Source organism: Streptomyces mangrovi, from assembly GCF_900114215.1.
Taxonomy (GTDB): Bacteria; Actinomycetota; Actinomycetes; order Streptomycetales; family Streptomycetaceae; genus Streptomyces; species Streptomyces barkulensis.
Genome location: NZ_FOSG01000004.1, coordinates 1 through 19,448 on the forward strand (window position 1 = coordinate 1; position 19,448 = coordinate 19,448).

The 19,448-nt window shown below is 71.2% G+C and carries 17 protein-coding genes, 2 rRNA genes and 1 riboswitch; of the genes, 15 read left to right on the plus strand and 4 right to left on the minus strand.

The genetic code is table 11. The features are described 5' to 3' along the window. From BM237_RS06525 to BM237_RS06580, 12 genes are all read left to right on the plus strand, one after another. A 23S ribosomal RNA gene (locus BM237_RS06525) occupies positions 1 to 103 on the plus strand; the annotation flags it as partial. A gap of 70 nt (positions 104 to 173) precedes the next feature. Beyond that, a 5S ribosomal RNA gene (rrf, locus tag BM237_RS06530) occupies positions 174 to 290 on the plus strand. A 143-nt stretch (positions 291 to 433) separates the two neighbouring features. Next, complete coding sequence (gene clsA / locus BM237_RS06535; RefSeq protein ID WP_093848586.1) at positions 434 to 1,042, plus strand: cardiolipin synthase ClsA; 609 nt, start codon at positions 434 to 436, stop codon at positions 1,040 to 1,042. Between the two features lie 115 nt (positions 1,043 to 1,157). Then, the gene (locus tag BM237_RS06540) at positions 1,158 to 3,653 is read left to right on the plus strand and encodes a mannose-1-phosphate guanyltransferase (RefSeq protein WP_093848587.1); all 2,496 of its coding nucleotides are present in this window, start codon (positions 1,158 to 1,160) and stop codon (positions 3,651 to 3,653) included. Positions 3,654 to 3,773: 120 nt separating this feature from the next. After that, positions 3,774 to 4,682, plus strand: a complete 909-nt coding sequence (locus tag BM237_RS06545; protein WP_093848588.1) for a DUF881 domain-containing protein — start codon at positions 3,774 to 3,776, stop codon at positions 4,680 to 4,682. Further along, positions 4,679 to 5,011, plus strand: a complete 333-nt coding sequence (locus BM237_RS06550; RefSeq protein ID WP_093658545.1) for a small basic family protein — start codon at positions 4,679 to 4,681, stop codon at positions 5,009 to 5,011. The genes BM237_RS06545 and BM237_RS06550 overlap by 4 nt, the downstream gene beginning before the upstream one ends. A gap of 7 nt (positions 5,012 to 5,018) precedes the next feature. After that, positions 5,019 to 5,882, plus strand: coding sequence for a DUF881 domain-containing protein (locus BM237_RS06555; protein WP_093848589.1), 864 nt, complete (start codon positions 5,019 to 5,021; stop codon positions 5,880 to 5,882). 402 nt (positions 5,883 to 6,284) lie between these two features. Then, a complete protein-coding gene (locus tag BM237_RS29730) occupies positions 6,285 to 6,815 on the plus strand; it encodes an FHA domain-containing protein (RefSeq protein ID WP_420882496.1) in 531 nt (176 codons plus the stop codon). Between the two features lie 21 nt (positions 6,816 to 6,836). Continuing rightward, a complete protein-coding gene (ftsR, locus tag BM237_RS06565) occupies positions 6,837 to 7,637 on the plus strand; it encodes a transcriptional regulator FtsR (RefSeq protein WP_093848591.1) in 801 nt (266 codons plus the stop codon). Between the two features lie 97 nt (positions 7,638 to 7,734). Beyond that, the gene (locus tag BM237_RS06570; protein WP_093658537.1) at positions 7,735 to 8,208 is read left to right on the plus strand and encodes a bifunctional nuclease family protein; all 474 of its coding nucleotides are present in this window, start codon (positions 7,735 to 7,737) and stop codon (positions 8,206 to 8,208) included. Between the two features lie 184 nt (positions 8,209 to 8,392). Continuing rightward, a complete protein-coding gene (locus BM237_RS06575) occupies positions 8,393 to 8,992 on the plus strand; it encodes a MerR family transcriptional regulator (RefSeq protein WP_093848592.1) in 600 nt (199 codons plus the stop codon). A 101-nt stretch (positions 8,993 to 9,093) separates the two neighbouring features. Beyond that, a complete protein-coding gene (locus BM237_RS06580) occupies positions 9,094 to 10,548 on the plus strand; it encodes a DNA polymerase IV (protein ID WP_093848593.1) in 1,455 nt (484 codons plus the stop codon). Here BM237_RS06580 and BM237_RS06585 read toward each other — a convergent pair. Next, entirely contained in the window at positions 10,464 to 10,841 is a 378-nt protein-coding gene (locus BM237_RS06585) for a PRC-barrel domain-containing protein (protein ID WP_093848594.1), read from the minus strand. The genes BM237_RS06580 and BM237_RS06585 overlap by 85 nt on opposite strands. Positions 10,842 to 11,000: 159 nt before the next feature. Beyond that, positions 11,001 to 11,098, plus strand: a riboswitch (glycine riboswitch). A gap of 183 nt (positions 11,099 to 11,281) precedes the next feature. Here BM237_RS06585 and gcvP point away from each other — a divergent pair. Beyond that, positions 11,282 to 14,188 carry an aminomethyl-transferring glycine dehydrogenase gene (gcvP, locus tag BM237_RS06590; protein ID WP_093848595.1) on the plus strand — a complete coding sequence of 969 codons (2,907 nt, stop codon included), beginning with the start codon at positions 11,282 to 11,284 and terminating at the stop codon, positions 14,186 to 14,188. Positions 14,189 to 14,275: 87 nt separating this feature from the next. Here the strand turns inward: gcvP and BM237_RS06595 are convergent, their stop codons facing one another. Both BM237_RS06595 and BM237_RS06600 read right to left on the minus strand, forming a co-directional pair. After that, positions 14,276 to 14,482 carry a DUF5999 family protein gene (locus BM237_RS06595; RefSeq protein WP_281253909.1) on the minus strand — a complete coding sequence of 69 codons (207 nt, stop codon included), beginning with the start codon at positions 14,480 to 14,482 and terminating at the stop codon, positions 14,276 to 14,278. Positions 14,483 to 14,806: 324 nt separating this feature from the next. Beyond that, the gene (locus BM237_RS06600; protein ID WP_093848597.1) at positions 14,807 to 15,397 is read right to left on the minus strand and encodes a hypothetical protein; all 591 of its coding nucleotides are present in this window, start codon (positions 15,395 to 15,397) and stop codon (positions 14,807 to 14,809) included. Positions 15,398 to 15,935: 538 nt separating this feature from the next. Here BM237_RS06600 and BM237_RS06605 point away from each other — a divergent pair. Beyond that, positions 15,936 to 17,432, plus strand: a complete 1,497-nt coding sequence (locus BM237_RS06605) for a glutamate-cysteine ligase family protein (protein ID WP_093848598.1) — start codon at positions 15,936 to 15,938, stop codon at positions 17,430 to 17,432. Between the two features lie 190 nt (positions 17,433 to 17,622). Beyond that, a complete protein-coding gene (locus tag BM237_RS06610) occupies positions 17,623 to 18,462 on the plus strand; it encodes a CPBP family intramembrane glutamic endopeptidase (RefSeq protein WP_412721459.1) in 840 nt (279 codons plus the stop codon). Positions 18,463 to 18,513: 51 nt separating this feature from the next. Here the strand turns inward: BM237_RS06610 and BM237_RS06615 are convergent, their stop codons facing one another. Further along, positions 18,514 to 19,344 carry a PhzF family phenazine biosynthesis protein gene (locus tag BM237_RS06615; RefSeq protein ID WP_093848599.1) on the minus strand — a complete coding sequence of 277 codons (831 nt, stop codon included), beginning with the start codon at positions 19,342 to 19,344 and terminating at the stop codon, positions 18,514 to 18,516. Positions 19,345 to 19,448: the final 104 nt, after the last annotated feature.

Consider the following 19,448-nt stretch of genomic DNA (forward strand, 5'->3'; position numbering starts at 1 on the left):
GAGGGGGTAAGGCTCCCGGGAGACGACCGGGTTGATAGGCCGGAGATGGAAGCTCCGTGAGGGGTGGAGTTGACCGGTACTAATAGGCCGAGGGCTTGACCGTAGATGTTCGCGTCCACTGTGTGGGTTCTGAGACCACGACCCGCCGGCCGGCGGTTGTTGTTTCATTGTGTTTCGGTGGTCACAGCGTAAGGGAAACGCCCGGTTACATTCCGAACCCGGAAGCTAAGCCTTTCAGCGCCGATGGTACTGCATGGGGGACCGTGTGGGAGAGTAGGACACCGCCGAACAATTGTTGAGAGAATGCCCTGCCGGGTTCCCGGCGGGGCATTCTCGCGTTGTGTCCGGTTTTCGGGGCCCCCTTTCATACCTGGCCTCGGGCTGCGGGTAGGGTCAGGAGACATCGTTGGCACGGACTCACAGGAGGTCTTGGGTGGAGGCCCAGGAGACAGGCGTCCAGACGGACCGTGTCCTCACCATCCCCAACATCCTCAGCATGGCGCGGCTCGCAGGGGTGCCGCTCTTTCTGTGGCTGATCCTCTGGCCGGAGTTCGGAGGCCCCAACGCCGACGGCTGGGCGCTGCTCGTGCTCGCGTTCAGCGGCGTCAGCGACTATCTGGACGGCAAACTCGCCCGGCGCTGGAACCAGATCAGCGGCCTCGGCCGCATCCTCGATCCGGCAGCCGACCGGTTGTACGTGCTTTCCACTCTGGTCGGACTGACGTGGCGTGGCATCCTCCCGCTCTGGCTCACCGGGCTGCTCCTGGCGCGCGAACTCATGCTGCTGGTCGCCGTCTGGGTCCTCGACCGCCACGGGTACGCACCACCACAGGTCAACTTCCTGGGGAAAGCCGCCACCTTCAACCTGATGTACGCCTTCCCGCTGCTGCTGCTCAGTGACGGAAGCGGATGGCTTCCGTCACTGGCTGCTATTTTCGGATGGGCGTTCGCAGGCTGGGGTACAACCCTGTACTGGTGGGCAGGAATCCTCTATGTGGTTCAAGTCCGCCGGCTTGTCAAGGCGGACGCCGCAGCCGACTAGGCCCTGACTCTCGTCGGGGGCTGCGAGACCCGAGTGGCCCTTTAAAGATTCACGGGCCTCTTCGGCCGGGCACAGTCGGCATGTATGTCGTCTCTTCAAGGAGGACGCTTCCGACATGAAGGCCGTCGTAATGGCCGGTGGCGAGGGAACTCGCCTTCGCCCGATGACCGCGAGCATGCCCAAGCCACTGCTGCCAGTGGCCAACAGGCCCATCATGGAGCATGTGCTGCGACTGCTCAAGCGTCACGGTCTCAGCGAGACCGTGGTGACCGTGCAGTTCCTGGCCTCATTGGTCAAGAACTACTTCGGTGACGGCGAGGAGCTCGGAATGGAGCTCACTTACGCCAACGAGGAAAAGCCTCTGGGCACCGCGGGCAGCGTCAAGAACGCAGAGGAAGCCCTCAAGGACGACTCCTTCCTCGTCATTTCCGGTGACGCCCTCACCGACTTCGACCTGACCGAACTCATCAATTTCCACCGAGAGCGCGGCGCGATGGTGACCGTGTGTCTCACGAGGGTACCCAACCCGCTCGAGTTCGGTATCACCATCGTCGACGACGACGGAAAGGTCGAGCGGTTCCTGGAGAAGCCGACCTGGGGTCAGGTCTTCTCCGACACCGTGAACACCGGCATCTACGTCATGGAGCCGGAAGTCTTCGACTATGTCGACCCCGACGTCCCCGTGGACTGGTCCGGTGACGTCTTTCCGCAGCTCATGAAGGAGGGCAAGCCGGTCTACGGCTATGTCGCCGAAGGCTACTGGGAGGACGTCGGCACCCATGAGAGCTATGTGAAGGCACAGGCCGACGTTCTCGAGGGGAAGGTCGACGTCGAGATCGACGGATTCGAGATCTCCCCGGGGGTCTGGATCGCGGAAGGCGCGGAGGTCCACCCCGACGCGGTGCTGCGCGGACCGCTGTACGTGGGCGACTACGCCAAGGTGGAGGCCGGCGCCGAACTGCGGGAGCACACGGTCATCGGCTCCAACGTGGTGGTCAAGAGCGGCGCGTTCCTGCACAAGGCCGTCGTCCACGACAACGTCTACATCGGTCCGCAGTCCAATCTCCGCGGCTGCGTCATCGGCAAGAACACCGATGTGATGCGGGCCGCCCGGATCGAGGACGGCGCGGTCATCGGTGACGAATGCCTGGTGGGCGAGGAGTCCATCGTCCAGGGCAACGTACGGGTCTATCCCTTCAAGACGGTCGAGGCCGGTGCCTTCGTCAACACGTCGGTCATCTGGGAGTCGAGAGGCCAGGCCCATCTGTTCGGCGCTCGCGGCGTTTCCGGCATCCTCAACGTGGAGATCACGCCGGAGCTGGCCGTACGACTGGCCGGAGCGTATGCCACGACGCTGAAGAAGGGGTCGACGGTCACCACGGCCCGCGACCACTCCCGGGGCGCGCGCGCCCTGAAGCGCGCGGTGATCTCGGCCCTCCAGGCGAGCGCCATCGATGTGCGGGACCTGGAGAACGTGCCGCTGCCGGTGGCCCGGCAGCAGACCGCGAGAGGTAGCGCCGGCGGCATCATGATCCGTACGACGCCGGGCGTCCCCGACTCCGTCGACATCATGTTCTTCGACGAGCGGGGCGCCGATCTCTCGCAGGCGGGGCAGCGCAAGCTGGACCGCGTCTACGCTCGTCAGGAGTACCGCAGGGCGTTCCCGGGAGAGATCGGCGACCTGAGCTTCCCGGCCAGCGTGTTCGACTCCTACACGGGAACGCTGCTGAGGGCGGTGGACACCACCGGCGTCGCCGAATCCGGTCTCAAGGTCGTCGTGGACGCCTCCAACGGGAGCGCCGGCCTCGTCCTGCCCAGTCTGCTCGGCCGGCTCGGCGTCGACTCGCTGACGATCAACCCGGGGCTGGACGAGTCGCGGCCGACCGAGACCGCGGACACCCGTCGTGCCGGGCTGGTGCGGCTGGGGGAGATCGTGGCCTCGGCCCGGGCGGCCTTCGGCGTCCGGTTCGATCCCGTGGGCGAGAAGATCTCCCTGGTGGACGAACGCGGCACGATCATCGAGGACCAGCGGGCACTGCTGGTGATGCTCGACCTGATCGCCGCGGAGCGGCGCAGCGGGAAGGTCGCCCTGCCGGTGACCACGACCCGTATCGCCGAGCAGGTGGCCGCCTACCACGGCACCCAGGTGGAATGGACCACGACCTCGCCGGACGACCTCACCAGGGTCGGAAGGGACGAGGCCACCGTCTTCGGCGGTGACGGCCGGGGCGGGTTCATCGTGCCGGAGTTCAGCAGCGTCTTCGACGGCACGGCGGCCTTCGTGCGCCTGCTCGGACTCGTGGCCCGTACCCAGCTCACCCTGAGCCAGATCGACGCCCGTATTCCGCAGGCACATGTGATGCGACGCGACCTGGCCACCCCCTGGGCGGTCAAGGGCCTGGTCATGCGCCGGGTCGTCGAGGCCGCGGGGGAACGTTTCGTCGACACGACCGACGGCGTGCGCGTGGTGGAGTCCGACGGGCGCTGGGTCATGGTGCTGCCCGATCCGGCCGAGGCGGTCACCCATCTGTGGGCCGAGGGGCCCGACGACGCTTCCGCGCAGGCGCTGCTCGACGAGTGGTCGGCGGTGGTCGACAGCGCCGGACGCTGACGGCCCGACGGTTTCCGGAGGCGACCCGGACTTTGGAACACCGCGGTACCGTACCGCCGAACGGAGGCGCTCCGGCGCTGTGGAGGCCCCGTTCGGCGGTACGGCCCTCGACGTGCGACGATGTGCGGCATGTCGCAGCAGCACCCCGTACGGAGCACCCCCCCGAGGCCTGCGCGACCCGATGCCTCCATGTCGCTGCTCACCAATGTGATGGAGCACAGCCTCGACGACGGCTACGCGGAAGCGGCGGCCCGCCGGGGCGTCGAGGGCCGGTCCGGGCTGCCCCGCACACTGCGCGGGAAGCTCGTCCTGGCCGCCGGTCTCGTCCTGGCCGCGCTGGTGGTCACGCTGGGGGCCGCCCAGGCGCGTTTCGAGGCACCCACGGAGGCGCGGGAACGGCAGGAGCTGATCGACCGGATCGAGGACGGCAGCCGGGACGCCGACGGCCTGCAGAGCAGCGTGGACGGCCTCCGTGGGGAGGTCGCGACGATGCAGCGCGAGGCGCTCCAGGAACACGGCGGCGACCGCGGCGAAGTGGTCGCGCTGCTGGCCGGGGCGGTGCCGGTCGAGGGGCCGGGGATCAGGCTCGTCGTCGACGACGCCGAGGACTCCGGATCGGGTGCGGGCGGGGGACCGCGCCAGAGCACCGGCTTCGCCGACACCGGGCGGGTGCGGGACAGGGACCTGCAGCGGGTCGTCAACGGGTTGTGGGAGTCGGGGGCGGAGGCGATCTCGGTCAACGGACAGCGGCTGACGGCCCTGTCGGCCATCCGTGCCGCCGGTGACGCCATACTCGTCGACAACAAGCCGCTGGTGCCGCCGTACACCCTGCTCGCGGTGGGTGACGGCGAGGACCTGAGCGAGACCTTCCAGGACAGCAGCGACGGCCTGTACCTGGAGGTGCTCAAGGACAACTACGGCATCCGCACCGGCATCTCCGTCCAGGACAGGGTGCGGCTGCCGGCCGCGCCCAGTCTCACCGTTCGTACGGCAGAGCCCGTGAAGACAGGAAAGGGCAGCACATCGTGATCGCCGTTCTGGGCCTCATCGTGGGAGTCGTGGCCGGACTCCTGGTCCGTCCCGTGGTGCCTACGGTCGTCGAGCCCTATCTGCCGATCGCCGTCGTGGCGGCGCTGGACGCGGTCTTCGGCGGGCTGCGCGCGATGCTGGACGGCATCTTCGACGACAAGGTCTTCGTGGTGTCCTTCCTGTCGAACGTGGTGGTGGCGGCCCTGATCGTCTTCCTCGGCGACAAACTCGGCGTCGGTGCGCAGTTGTCGACGGGCGTCGTGGTGGTGCTGGGCATCCGTATCTTCTCCAATGCCGCCGCCATCCGGCGGCACGTGTTCCGGGCGTGAGTGAGCGATGAGCGACGACAGGACGACACCGCCGGGCAGGGGCCCGGGGGAGGAGCGGAACGGGCTCGCCGGAGGACGGGAGGAGCCCGTCGGTCCCACCGGTCCCGCGGGGCCCGCCGGCCCGGCCGGCGAGGGGCCGCCTCCGGACGGGCGTGAGCGGCTGCTCCGCGGACTGTGGCCACCGCGGGTGAACCGCAATCAACTCACCGTGGCGCTGCTGCTGTTCGTCCTCGGGCTGGGGCTCGCCATCCAGGTCCGCTCCACCAGCGAGAACAGCCCGCTGCGCGGTGCGCGGCAGGAGGACCTCGTGCGGATCCTCGACGAGCTCGACAGCCGCACCCAGCGGCTGGAGGAGGAGAAGCGGACGCTGGAGAACCAGAAGTCCGAACTGGAGAACAGCTCGGACCAGGCGGAGGAGGCGCGCCGGCAGACCGAGGAGAGGGCACGGCAGCTGGGTGTGCTGGCCGGCACGGTCGCGGCCGAGGGGCCGGGTATCCGGATGACGGTGAACGACGCCGCGGGTGCGGTCGAGGCCCACATGCTGCTGGACGCCATCCAGGAACTGCGTGCCGCGGGTGCCGAGGCGATCGAGGTCAACGGCGTACGGGTGGTGACGAGCACCCACTTCACCGACAGCGGCAGCGGCGGCGGCGACATCAGGATCGACGGCCGCAAGGTGTCCTCGCCCTACCGTTTCGAGGTCATCGGCAAGCCGCAGGACCTCGAGCCGGCGCTCAACATCCCGGGCGGGGTCGTCCAGTCCCTGGAGAAGGAGCAGGCCACCGTGTCCATAACCCGTTCAGAGAAGATCGTCGTGGATGCCTTGCGATCGGCGAAGCGGCCTGACTACGCTCAGTCGTCATCGCAGTGAGCCGACGCGTGAAGAAACCGGGGGTCGGCGCGCTTGCCGGCCTGCGGGTAAGGGAAACTGTCCGAAGGCCGGGGACGTTGTGAGGGCGTCCGGTTCGGCCACCGTGAGCAATGAGGGTCTGTCCTGCCCCACGGGCGGGTCTGTTTCGTGCGAGGGGAATCGCCCGTGAGTTTTCTTGGGAAGTTGTTCGGCAAGCGTCAGGGTGCCGGGGACGGCGCCCGGCACCGTGCGTCGCGCGGCGGCGAGCCCGCGGCGGAGGGGGCGGAGCGTCCGCTCTTCCGTGACGAGGTCGCGCCCGGCGACAATTCGAGTGGTCACGGCCCTGTCTCTGTTGACCGGGGAGCGTCCGGCCGCATAGGTTCCGAGGCACCATCAGCCTCGAATACGGGTGGAGGATCTGACTTGCCGGTCTGTGCGAGGTGCGGGAACCGCGCCGCCGAGGCGAGCCGGTTCTGTTCCAACTGCGGAGCGCCGCTGCGAGGCGGTGCCGCTCCCGAGCGTTCCTCGGAGACGACCTCCACCATCTCGATCTCGGGCATCGAGGCCTACGACGCGGAGATGACGGGGCAGACGCCCCTGCCGTCGCTGTCCCCCGAGGCCCAGGCGGCCGTGGACGCGCTGCCGATGGGCTCGGCGCTGCTGGTGGTGCGCCGGGGACCGAACTCCGGCAGCCGTTTCCTGCTGGACAGCGAGCTGACGACGGCGGGGCGCCACCCCGAGAGCGACATCTTCCTGGACGACGTGACCGTCTCCCGCCGCCATGTGGAGTTCCGGCGCGGCTCGGACGGCCGGTTCACCGTCGCCGACGTGGGCAGCCTCAACGGCACGTATGTCAACCGCGAGCGGATCGACTCGGTCGTGCTCAACAACGGTGACGAGGTCCAGATCGGCAAGTACCGGCTGGTCTTCTTCGCGAGCCAGCGCACCGTCTGACCCACCGCCCCGGGGGCGTCCATGCTGCAATCACGGTCCGGCGGTGCCCGCGGGGGCACCGCCGCCGCGAAGTCCGCTCCGATGAGTATCGGCGCCGTGCTCAACCTGCTGCGGGACGAGTTCCCCGAGGTGACCATCTCCAAGATCCGCTTCCTGGAGTCCGAAGGACTGGTGGAGCCGCAGCGGACCCCGTCGGGGTACCGCAAGTTCACCGCTGCGGATGTGGAGCGGCTGAGCCGGGTGCTGCGGATGCAGCGCGACCACTATCTGCCGCTGCGGGTCATCAAGGAGCACCTCGACGCGCTCGACCGCGGTGAGGAGGTCGCTCTGCCCGGTCCGGCGAGGCCGTCCGACGTCATCGATCCGTTCGACTCGCGGGAGGGCGGCCCGGCTTCGGCCGCCGCCCCGCGGGACCGGGCCCCGGACGGTCAGGCCGGCACGGACGGTCCCCGTACGGCGCGTGTGGGGCGCGCGGAGCTCCTGGCCGCCGCGGAGGCGGAGGAGGAGCAGCTCGCGGAGTGGGAGTCGTACGGTCTGATCGGCCCCGGAGGGGACGGCGGGTACGACGCCGAGGCGGTCGCCATCGCCCGGATCGTCGCGGACCTGGGCCGGTACGGCCTGGAGCCGCGGCACCTGCGGGTGGTGAAGGCTTCCGCGGAGCGGGAGGCCGGACTGGTCGAGCAGGTCGTGGCGCCGCTGCGGCGGCACCGCAACCCCCAGACCAGGGCGCACGCGGAGACGACCGCGCGGGAGCTGGCGACGCTGGCCGTACGGCTGCACGCGGCCCTGGTTCAGTCGGCGCTGAAGGCGCGGCCGCGCTGACGGCGTGCTGACGCCGCGCCGGCGACAGGCCGATGATGGGCCGGGTCACGGGGCGCCCGACTACCCAAAGGGGGCGCATACGTCCTAGGGTTGCTGTGTGAACGAGCTCGACGTTGTGGGTGTCCGGGTCGAAATGCCCTCCAACCAGCCGATCGTTCTCCTGCGAGAGGTGGGAGGCGACCGGTACCTTCCCATCTGGATCGGTCCGGGGGAGGCGACAGCGATCGCCTTCGCCCAGCAGGGCATGACGCCCGCCCGCCCGCTGACACATGACCTGTTCAAGGACGTCCTGGAGGCGGTCGGGCAGGAACTCACCGCTGTGCGGATCACCGACCTCAGAGAGGGCGTCTTCTATGCCGAGCTGGTCTTCGCCAGCGGTGTGGAGGTGAGCGCCCGCCCGTCCGACGCCATAGCGCTGGCCCTGCGTACCGGGACGCCGATCTACGGCAGCGACGGTGTGCTGGACGACGCCGGGATCGCGATCCCGGACGAGCAGGAGGACGAGGTGGAGAAGTTCCGCGAGTTCCTCGACCAGATCTCCCCGGAGGACTTCGGCACCAGCAACCAGTGAGCGCCGTCGGCGCCAGGCCATTCCGGCACCCATTCCCGCGGCGAGGACACGCGAAACCACTCCTTGGGTGATTATCACTCGGCGTGCCGAGTGTGGCGATCGTTGACGCACCCCGAGTGACTGCCTACCGTCGATTGGGCAGGTCCCGGGCATATCCGCGGGACGTGAAGGACGGAGGGTCGGCGTGAGAAGCACCGGCGACAGCAGGGCGGCGGGCGATCCGTATCCGTTGCGCGAATCCTCCATACGGCCCACCACCCGGCCCGCCTCCACCGCGCAGGGCGCCGCACCCGAGCTGATCGGCTACCGCGGCCCGACGGCGTGCGCGGCCGCGGGCATCACCTACCGGCAGCTGGACTACTGGGCCCGTACCGGCCTGGTCGAGCCCAGTGTCCGCCCGGCGTACGGTTCGGGCACCCAGCGGCTCTACAGCTTCCGCGACGTGGTCGTGCTGAAGATCGTCAAGCGGCTTCTGGACGCCGGGGTGTCGCTGCAGAACATCCGTACCGCCGTGAGGCACCTGCGCTCGCGCAGGGCCGGGGACCTGGAGCGGATGACGCTCATGAGCGACGGCGCGACGGTCCACGAGTGCTCGTCGCCCGACGAGGTCGTCGACCTCCTCCAGGGCGGCCAGGGGGTCTTCGGAATCGCGGTCGGCGTGGTGTGGCGGGACGTCGAGGCCGCCCTGTCCCGGCTGCACGCCGAGCGGGTCGACACCGGGGAGACGATCGTCGGGGACAATCCGGCCGACGAACTGGCGCGCCGCCGCAACCGGGCGGGATGACCCGGCGCGCCGACCGGCCGGACCACCGGTACGGCCCGGCGGGGCGGAGCCGGCGGGTGCCGCGGCCGTCCCTGTCAGTGGCGTAGGGCAGCATCACAGGTGTGAGAGGGACAGCGACGGTCCTGCACCTGGACATGGACGCCTTCTACGCCGCCGTGGAGCAGGCGGCCAAGCCCAGTCTGCGCGGAAAGCCCGTGATCGTCGGTGGTCTCGGACCGCGCGGGGTGGTCGCCACCGCCTCCTACGAGGCCCGGGCCTTCGGAGTGCACTCGGCGATGCCGATGGCGCAGGCCCGCAGGCTGTGTCCGAACGCCGCCTACCTCACCCCCCGCTTCGGTCTCTACCGCCGCGTCAGCGAGGTGGTGATGGGGCTGCTGTGCGAGCTGTCGCCGCTGGTGGAGCCGCTCAGCCTGGACGAGGCGTTCGTGGACCTCCAGGCGGGCGGGGCGGCGGGAGAGGCGGGGCGGTGGTCCGCCGACGCCGCCCGTGCCGTGGGCGAACGGCTGCGCCGTGACATCCGTGCCGCCACCGGGCTCAGCGGCTCGGTGGGGCTGGCCGGGTCCAAGATGCTTGCCAAGATCGCCTCGGAGCAGGCCAAGCCCGACGGGCTGGTGATGATCCCGCCGGGCACCGAGCGGGCGCTGCTGGCGCCGATGCCGGTGCGCACACTGCCCGGGGTCGGCCCCGCCACCGCCCAGACCCTGCGCCGGGCGGGGATAGCCACCGTCGGCGAGATCGCCGAGGCGGGGGAGGCGGAGCTGGTCCGGCTGCTGGGCCGGGCGCACGGTGGAGCGCTGTACGCGATGGCGCGGGGGGTCGACGAGCGGCCGGTGGTCGCCGAGCGCGACGCCAAGTCGGTCTCGGTCGAGGACACCTTCGACACCGACCTCACCGACCGCGCGCGGATCCAGGCCGAGATCGCACGGCTCGCCGACCGCTGCGTCGCGCGGCTGCGGGCCGCGGGGCGCTCCGGGCGCACGGTGGTGGTCAAGATCCGCAGCTACGACTTCTCCACGCTCACCCGCTCCGAGACGCTGCGCGGCCCGACCGACGACCCGGCGGTGGTGAGGGAGGCCGCCGCCCGGCTCGTCGCGGGCGTGGACACCACCGCCGGGGTGCGGCTGCTGGGAGTCGGGGTGAGCGGGCTGGCCGACTTCACCCAGGAGGACCTGTTCGCCCAGGCCGGCACCCGGGCCTCCGGGCTCCTCGGCGCGGGCCGGCCGCCGAGCCCCGCCGGGCCTGCGGCGGCGGGCGGACCGGCGGCCGGAAGGGAAACGCGGGAGGTACGGAACTGGCTGCCCGGCCTGGACATACGGCACGCGCGGTACGGGCCGGGCTGGGTGCAGGGCAGTGGTCTGGGGCGGGTCACGGTGCGGTTCGAGCAGCCCGGGTCGCCGCCGGGCCGGGTGCGCACCTTCACGGTGGACGATCCGGAGCTGGAGCCCTCCGAGCCGCTCCCGCCGTGGGGCGGTCAGGCCTCGGAGCCCGCGATCCGTCCGAACGTCATGTCCTCGTCGGAGGCGGGCGCGCCGGAGCCGGGCACTCCCAGCCCGTAGTGACGGTAGAGCTGCACTTCCTGCTCGGGGGAGAGGTGGCGGCCCACACCGAAGTCGGGCGCCTCCTTCACCAGGGAGCGCTCGAAGGGCACCTTCAGCGCCCCGTCCACCACCTCGCTGGGTTCCAGCGGGACGAAGGCGTCGCGGCTGAAGAACCCGGTGCGCACAGCCGCCCACTCGGGGACTCCGGTGGCGTCGTCGAGGTACACCTCGTCCACAGTCCCTATCTTCTGCCCGGTGCTGTCGAACGCCTTGAGGCCTATCAGATTCCGCGGGTCGATGTCGGTCTGCACGGCGGTCCCTCCAACTCCTCGCACGAGAAGGCGCCTGCTCGCGAACAGTCGCCACAAACAACGAAACGGCACATTCGGCGCACCGGCCACTCGGGCAGGGCGGCGGGAGCCGCGGCCGGGTTGATGCCACCGGGCGCTGGTAGGCTCTGAAGTGGCTGTTGACCCCGAGCGGGAGAGTCCTCCGGTGACAGTGCCGGGGGCGCCGAAGGAGCAAATCCTCCCCGGAATCTCTCAGGCTCACGTACCGCGCGGGTGAGGTCACTCTGGAAAGCAGGGCGGGCCACGACGGACGACGCCGCAGCCCCTCCTCACCGACGGTGAAAACCGGACCGCGCACGCGGACCGGTGAAGCTCTCAGGTCGCGATGACAGAGGGGGAGGCCGTCGGGGCACCCGCGCCGCGGTGCCCCTCGCAGGTCGCGCAGACCAGGAGGCCTCCAGATGACAGCAGACCGCACTCCTTACGCCACCTCCCTCGCGGAGCTGGAGCGGGGCACTCCCTTCGAGGAGCGCCACATCGGCCCCGATGCCGGTGAGCAGGCCAAGATGCTCGCCCAGGTCGGCTACGGGTCGCTGGCCGAGCTGGCCGCCGCCGCCGTACCGGAGGTGATCAGGAGCACCGAGGCGCTGGATCTGCCCGCGGCCCGCAGCGAGGCGGAGGTCCTGGCGGAGCTGCGCTCCCTGGCGGGGCGCAACCAGGTGCTGGACTCCATGATCGGCCTGGGCTACCACGGCACCTTCACCCCGCCGGTCATCCTGCGCAACGTCATGGAGAACCCCGCCTGGTACACGGCCTACACCCCGTACCAGCCGGAGATCTCGCAGGGGCGCCTGGAGGCGCTGCTGAACTTCCAGACCGTGGTCGCGGACCTGACCGGGCTGCCGACCTCCGGGGCCTCGCTGCTGGACGAGGGCACCGCGGCGGCCGAGGCCATGGCGCTGTCCCGGCGCGTCGGCAAGGTCAAGCAGGGTGTCTTCCTGGTCGACGCCGACTGCCTGCCGCAGACCATCGCCGTGATCGAGACCCGCGCCGAGCCCACGGGGGTGGAGGTCGTCGTCGCCGACCTGTCCGGCGGCATCCCCGCCGAGGTCGCCGAGCGGGGTGTCTTCGGCGTGCTGCTGCAGTACCCGGGCGCCTCCGGCGTCGTGCGCGACCTGCGCGGCGTGATCGAGGAGGCGCACGGGCTGGGTGCGGTCGTCACCGTCGCCGCCGACCTGCTCGCCCTCACCCTGCTGACCTCCCCCGGCGAGCTGGGCGCCGACATCGCGGTGGGCTCCAGCCAGCGCTTCGGCGTGCCGATGGGCTTCGGCGGGCCGCACGCCGGGTTCATGGCGGTGCGGGAGAAGTTCGCGCGCAGCCTGCCCGGCCGCCTGGTGGGTGTCTCGGTGGACGCCGACGGCACCAGGGCCTACCGCCTGGCCCTGCAGACCCGGGAGCAGCACATCCGCCGGGAGAAGGCCACCAGCAACATCTGCACCGCCCAGGTGCTGCTCGCCGTGATGGCCGGGATGTACGCCGTCCACCACGGCCCCGACGGGCTGGCCGCCATCGCCCGCCGCACCCACCGCTACGCCGCCGTCCTCGCCCAGGGGCTGCGCGAGGGCGGGGTCGAGGTCGTCCACGGCACGTTCTTCGACACCGTCACCGCGCGGGTGCCCGGCCGGGCCGCCGAGGTCGTCGCCGCCGCCCGCGAGGCCGGGGTCAACCTGCGGCTGACCGACGCCGACCACGTCGGCATCGCCTGCGACGAGACCACCGGCCGCGCGCAGCTCGCCGCGGTGTGGGGCGCCTTCGGCGTGGAGTCCGGGGCCGGGGACGCCGAGGCGCTGGACGAGGCCGCCGGCGAGGTGCTGCCCGCCGCCCTGCTGCGCACCGACGACTACCTGACCCACCCGGTCTTCCACCGGCACCGCTCCGAGACGTCGATGCTGCGCTACCTGCGCCGGCTGGCCGACCGGGACTACGCGCTGGACCGCGGCATGATCCCGCTGGGCTCGTGCACCATGAAGCTCAACGCCACCACCGAGATGGAGCCGGTCACCTGGCCGGAGTTCGGCGCGCTGCACCCCTTCGCGCCCGCCGAGCAGGCCGAGGGCTATCTGACGCTGATCCGCGAGCTGGAGGAGCGGCTGGCCGAGGTCACCGGTTACGACAAGGTCTCCATCCAGCCCAACGCCGGCTCCCAGGGGGAGCTGGCGGGCCTGCTGGCGGTACGGGCGTACCACCGGGCGAACGGCGAGGCCGGCCGCACCGTCTGTCTGATCCCCTCCTCCGCGCACGGCACCAACGCCGCCAGCGCCGTGATGGCCGGGATGAAGGTCGTCGTCGTGGGGACCGGCGAGAACGGCGACGTGGACGTCGAGGACCTGCGGGCCAAGATCGACAAGCATCGCGAGGAGCTGGCGGTGCTGATGGTCACCTACCCCTCCACCCACGGTGTGTTCGAGGAGCACATCACCGACATCTGCGCGGCCGTGCACGAGGCGGGCGGGCAGGTCTACGTGGACGGGGCCAACCTCAACGCGCTGGTGGGCCTGGCCAAGCCGGGGAAGTTCGGCGCGGACGTCTCCCACCTGAACCTGCACAAGACCTTCTGCATCCCGCACGGCGGCGGCGGCCCGGGCGTCGGCCCGGTGGCCGTCCGCTCCCACCTGGCACCGTACCTGCCCAACCACCCGCTCCAGCCCGCCGCCGGACCCGAGACGGGCGTGGGGCCGATCTCGGCGGCGCCCTGGGGGTCGGCGGGCATCCTGCCCATCTCGTGGGCGTACGTGCGGCTGATGGGCGCCGAGGGGCTGCGCCGCGCCACCCAGGTGGCCGTGCTCGGGGCCAACTACGTCGCCAAGCGGCTGGAGCCGCACTACCCGGTGCTCTACACCGGCCCGGGCGGTCTGGTGGCGCACGAGTGCATCATCGACGTCCGTCCGCTGACCAAGGCCACCGGCGTCAGCATCGACGACGTGGCCAAGCGGCTGATCGACTACGGTTTCCACGCCCCGACGATGTCCTTCCCCGTGGCGGGGACGCTGATGATCGAGCCCACCGAGAGCGAGGACCTGGCGGAGCTGGACCGCTTCTGCGACGCGATGATCGCGATCAGGGCCGAGATCGAGAAGGTCGCCTCGGGGGAGTGGGACGCGCAGGACAACCCGCTGCGCAACGCCCCGCACACCGCCGCGCAGCTCGCCGGCGAGTGGGAGCACTGCTACGGGCGCGAGGAGGCGGCGTTCCCGGCCGGTGTCGCGGCCGCCGACAAGTACTGGCCGCCGGTGCGGCGCATCGACGGTGCCTACGGCGACCGCAACCTGGTCTGCTCGTGCCCGCCGATGGACGAGTACGACGGCTGAGCCGCGGCCGGGCGGTACCGGCGGGGGCGGGCCCCCGCCGCACCGCCGCGGGGGCCCGCCCCCGCGGCGGTGCGGCGCCGTCCGCCGTCAGGCGGCGGCCGTGACGTGCCCGGCACCGAGCGGCCGGTGCGGCGCGACGACCTGCCCGTCGGGCAGCAGTTCGCCGGTGTCCTCGAAGAGCAGGACACCGTTGCACAGCAGGCTCCAGCCCTGCTCCGGGTGGTGCGCCACGAGGTGGGCGGCCTCCCGGTCGGCGGAGTCGGCTGACGGGCAGGGCGGCTGGTGCTGACACATGGTGGAGTTCTTCCGCTGCGATGTGGTGGTGCTCTGGTCGGATGCGTGGTTCATGGCCGCCCCCGTGTCTCCTGGTCGATGACCCCCAGTGTTGTCCCGCGGCCGGGATTCCGCAGGGGTTTCGCCGCGGCTTCCCCCAACGTTCTGACGACGTGTCCTTCCTGAGGGCGGTCGCCCGGGCCAGAACCATCCGTTCGGGTGATATCGGAGCCGTGGATGACTAGTCATTCAGGAGGGCGGAAGCGACAGTGGTGCCCCGCGGCCGGCCGGCCGCGGGGCACCACTGTCGCTTCCGGGCCCGTCGCCGGGCCGTGCCGCCGCCGGTCAGGCGGGCGTGCCCAGCAGGGGCGGGGGCGCCAGCCGCCGGGTCAGCAGCGGCAGCAGGCCGTCCACGCGGTGCGGCCGGTGCGCCGCGATCCCGGGCGGGGCCGGAGCGAGCGGCACCAGCAGATCCGCCGGGGCGGGTGAACCGCCGGCGGCGTCGGCCTCCGTGTCACCGTGCAGCCACAGCGTCAGCATGTAGAGCTCCGGTACCGACAGCAGACGCGGCTGGTACGCCGCCGGCAGTGTCTCGGCGCGGCGCAGGGCGGTCTCGGCCGAGGCGACGAACGGTCCCTCGCAGAAGTGCGAGAACGTCCAGCCGTCCGCGGTGAGCATCGTGTCGGCGGCGCCCACCACGCCGTGCGCGTCCCGCAGCAGGAAGCGCCAGCCCGCCAGCCTGGTGCGGGGCGGCCCCGCCGAGGCGGTGATCCCGTTCAGTACGTGGAGCGGCAGGGAGAGGTCCGGATGCACCGGGCCCGTCCGGGCCCGGAGGCCGGGAGGGGCGGCGTCGCCGCGGAGGCCGGCGGGGGAACCGAGGGCCGCGTGCACACTGCGCAGAGCGGGTGCCGGGGCCAATTGGACACGCAGGGGCATGGTGGGTCGCCTCTCGATCGGAGACACGGTGGTGCTCAGCTGCTGGCGCGGACGGCGCTGTCGGCGTATGGAAGGGCCGTGAGGAAGGCCGGGAAGGAACCGGGAAGGAGGGGGACGGCGGATGCGCGCCCATCGTCGGGTCGCGTCTCCGCCGCTTTCGTGGAGTTTATACGAAGGTTGTTCAGCAGATGTTTCGGCTAGCTGTCCCACATGTTACCGGCAAGGGGGCATCCGGACATTCTCCGGCGGTGTTCCATCTGCTACTTCTCGGATGTCCGACCGCTGACCTGGAAAGTGGCTGACCATGCGGTCGTCCGTATCTCTTCGCTATTCCCTGCGGACCAGGGGCACAGGTCCGATGTCAGCGGGTGGACGTCGGCGAGCTGAGAGTAGTGGCGTATGCCTGACGTATGACATGGGAATGTGCCCCGCGAAAGCCTGAGTCCAGCTTACCGGACCCTCACTGTCGCACGGGGCGTTATCTCCCGCATCCGCGGGGCATCATCCGGTCACGGTTCATTCGAGGAGGGACGCTTCGATGGGCGAGAAGGTCGAGGCCGGCGGGTTTGCCCTGTCCGACCGCCGGCGTTACCGGGACAAGCTCCAGCGGTGTCTCCAGGGGCTGCGGCGGCTGCTGGACGAGCAGCGCTTCGACCGCCCCCGCGATCTCATGGGGCTGGAGATCGAGCTGAACCTCGCGGACGCCCAGGGGATGCCGCGGATGATGAACGCCCAGGTGCTGGAACGCATAGCGAGCCGGGATTTCCAGACGGAATTGGGGCAGTTCAATCTTGAGGTGAATATCCTTCCGCACCGGCTGTCCGGGCGGGTGCTGGACCAGCTCGCCGAGGAGTTGCGCACCGGTCTGGCCTATGCCGACCGCAAAGCCGCCGAGGTCGACGCACGCATTGTGATGATCGGTATTCTTCCGACCCTCACGGGAGACGACCTGGTTTCGGCGAACCTCACCGCCGCGGACCGCTACACCCTGCTGAACGAACAGATCATGACCGCCCGGGGCGAGGAGGTCGTCCTGGACATCGAGGGTGTGGAACACCTGAGGTACGCCTCGTCCTCCATCGCCCCGGAGGCCGCCTGCACCTCCGTACAGCTCCATCTGCAGGTCACCCCCGGCCGCTTCGCCGATGTGTGGAACGCCGCCCAGGCCGTCTCGGCCGTCCAGGTCGCGGTGGGCGCCAACTCGCCCTTCCTCTTCGGCCGCGAACTGTGGCGGGAGTCCCGTCCCCCCCTCTTCCTCCAGGCCACCGACACCAGGCAGCCGGAGCTGATCGCCCAGGGGGTGCGGCCGCGGACCTGGTTCGGCGAGCGGTGGATCTCCTCGGCGTACGAGCTGTTCGAGGAGAACAGCCGCTACTTCCCGCCGCTGCTGCCCGTCCGCGAGGACGAGGAACCGCTGGAGGTGCTGGAGGCCGGCGGCGTCCCCTCGCTGGCCGAGATGACACTGCTCAACGGCACCGTCTACCGCTGGAACCGGCCCGTGTACGGCGTCGCCGACGGAGTGCCGCATCTGCGGGTGGAGAACCGGGTGCTGCCCGCCGGCCCCACCGTCACCGACGTGCTGGCCAACACCGCCCTCTACTACGGCCTGGTGCGGGCGCTGGCCGACGACCCGCGCCCGGTGTGGAACCGGATGCCGTTCTCCGCCGCCGCCGAGAACTTCGACGCCGCCTGCCGTCACGGCATGGACGCCAGGCTGTGGTGGCCCCGCCCCGGCCGCGGCGGGGAGCTGTCGGCCGTACCCGTGGACCGGCTGGTGCTGGAGGAGCTGCTGCCGATGGCCGCCCGGGGCCTGGACATCTGGGGCATCGAGCCCGGTGACCGGGACCGCTATCTGTCGGTCATCGAGGAGCGCTGCCGCCGCCGGGTCAACGGGGCCTCCTGGCAGGCCGACTCCTACCACCGGGCCCTGGAGGGCGGACTGGACCGGGAGAAGGCGCTGGCGGCGACGGTGCGGCGCTACTGCGAACTGGTGCGCACCGGGGAGCCGGTGCACGGCTGGCCGGCCGGCCCGTAAGACCCCGGCGGACCCGGAGCGGCCTGCGGGCCGCGCCTTCGGATCCCGCGCACCCGGAGCCCGTGCATCCAGGGCCTCGGGCTCCGCCTCTCCCGGCCTTTCCCGGGCCCGCCGCCGGAGGACGGGAGCGGTGGGGCAAGCTGTGTCGTTCCATGTCCGGGACGGACGAACGGCGAAGCGGGAGGCACGAGTGCGAGCGGGCGTGCGCGACGAGGAACACGGACCGGGAAGCGGAGTCGGTGCACCGGTACGGCGGGTGCTGGGCCGTGAGACGCTGCTCGTGCTGGCGCTGTCGCTGGGCGCGAGCGCCGTGTCGGCGCTCATCAGCTTCGCCGGGTCGCTGACCAGGCCCGGCGGGCTGAAGGACCAGGCGGCCCGGCTCAACGGCTCCTACGCCCCCGACCGGCCCTGGCTGGACCTGGCCTGGCAGCTGTTCGGCATCGCCACCGCCCTGGTCCCGGTCCTGCTCGTGGCCCATCTTCTGACACGTGAGGGACCGGACAGGCCGGCCGGCGGCGCCGCAGGCGGGCCGGGGCTGGGCGGGATCGGCTTCGACCTGCGCCGCCCCTGGTCCGACCTGGGCCGGGGAGCGGTGGTCGCGGCGGGGATCGGGGGCAGTGGTCTGCTGCTCTACCTGGGCGCGCGGGCGAGCGGTTTCAACCTCACGGTGGTACCCGAGTCACTGCCTCAGGTGTGGTGGAAGATCCCGGTGCTGATCGCCTCGGCGGTCCAGAACTCCGTGGTGGAGGAGGTCATCGTCGTCGGCTACCTGCTGCGCAGGCTCGACCAGCTGGGCTGGAGCCCGGCGTCGGCGCTGGCGGCCAGTTCGCTGCTGCGCGGTACGTACCACCTCTACCAGGGGATCGGCGGTTTCGTCGGCAACGTGGTGATGGGTGTGATCTTCGTGTGGCTGTACCGGCGCTGGGGGCGGGTCGGGCCGCTGGTCGCCGCGCACGCCCTGATCGACATCGTGGCGTTCGTCGGATACGCGCTGCTGGCGGGCCGGGTGGGCTGGCTGCCCACGGGCTGACGGCCCGCCCGGCCCGCCCCCGTTCGGTGGTGGGGAGGCGGACGCACCGGCTCACGGCCCGGCGAGCAGCTCCCCGTCGATGACGGTCACGGCGTCGCCCGTCAGCAGGGTGCGGTCGCCGCGCACCGTGGTGCGCACCAGGCCGGTGCGGGCCGAAACCTGGAGACCGGTGAGGGACTCCCGGCCCAGTCGGCCCGACCACAGGGGCGCGAGCGCGGTGTGGGCGCTGCCGGTGACCGGGTCCTCGTCGATGCCGACGGCCGGGCCGAAGAAGCGCGACACGTAGTCGTACGCACCCTGCCCCCCGCCGTCGCCCGAGGCCCGGGCGGTGACGATGACACCCCGGTGACCCAGCCGCGCCACGGCGGCGAGATCGGGGGTCAGGGTGCGTACGGTCTTCTCGTCGGCCAGTTCGACCAGCAGGTCGCCGATGTTGGGACCGGTGTCGTGGACGGAGAGCACATCGGCGCCCAGGGCCGCGCGGACATCCTCGCCCACGGGGAGTTCGGTGAGCGGGGCGGTGGGGAAGTCCAGGGTGATCGAGCCGTCGGCGGCCGCCTCGGCGGTGAGGATGCCGCTGCGGGTGGCGAACCGGATGGTGCCGGCGGCCGCGCCGGTGGAGCGCAGTACATGGGCGGTGGCGAGCGTGGCGTGGCCGCAGAGGTTGACCTCGGTGACGGGCGTGAACCAGCGCAGCGCCCAGTCGGCCTCGGAGCTGTCGGGCAGCGGGCGGGCGTAGGCGGTCTCGGAGAGGTTGACCTCGGCGGCGAGTCTCTGGAGCCGGTCGTCGCCGGGGAACGGCCCGGAGTCCAGGAGGACGACGGCGGCGGGGTTGCCCGCGAAGGGCCGGTCGGTGAAGGCGTCGACGATACGAATCCTCATGATCGGCAGCCTAGAAGGCCCGGGCGGCACCGGCCACGGCCAATGGCGGTCGGGTGGCCCGGAAGGAGGCGGGCGGGCGGGGAGACGAGGACTGACCGGACCAG

Coding starts and splice junctions, on each gene's coding strand:
- BM237_RS06545 (WP_093848588.1), top strand. CDS start 3,774: ATGTGCGGCATGTCGCAGCAGCACCCCGTACGGAGCACCCCCCCGAGG.
- BM237_RS06595 (WP_281253909.1), bottom strand. CDS start 14,482: ATGTGTCAGCACCAGCCGCCCTGCCCGTCAGCCGACTCCGCCGACCGG.
- BM237_RS06555 (WP_093848589.1), top strand. CDS start 5,019: ATGAGCGACGACAGGACGACACCGCCGGGCAGGGGCCCGGGGGAGGAG.
- BM237_RS06615 (WP_093848599.1), bottom strand. CDS start 19,344: ATGAGGATTCGTATCGTCGACGCCTTCACCGACCGGCCCTTCGCGGGC.
- BM237_RS06605 (WP_093848598.1), top strand. CDS start 15,936: ATGGGCGAGAAGGTCGAGGCCGGCGGGTTTGCCCTGTCCGACCGCCGG.
- ftsR (WP_093848591.1), top strand. CDS start 6,837: ATGCTGCAATCACGGTCCGGCGGTGCCCGCGGGGGCACCGCCGCCGCG.
- BM237_RS06540 (WP_093848587.1), top strand. CDS start 1,158: ATGAAGGCCGTCGTAATGGCCGGTGGCGAGGGAACTCGCCTTCGCCCG.
- BM237_RS06600 (WP_093848597.1), bottom strand. CDS start 15,397: ATGCCCCTGCGTGTCCAATTGGCCCCGGCACCCGCTCTGCGCAGTGTG.
- gcvP (WP_093848595.1), top strand. CDS start 11,282: ATGACAGCAGACCGCACTCCTTACGCCACCTCCCTCGCGGAGCTGGAG.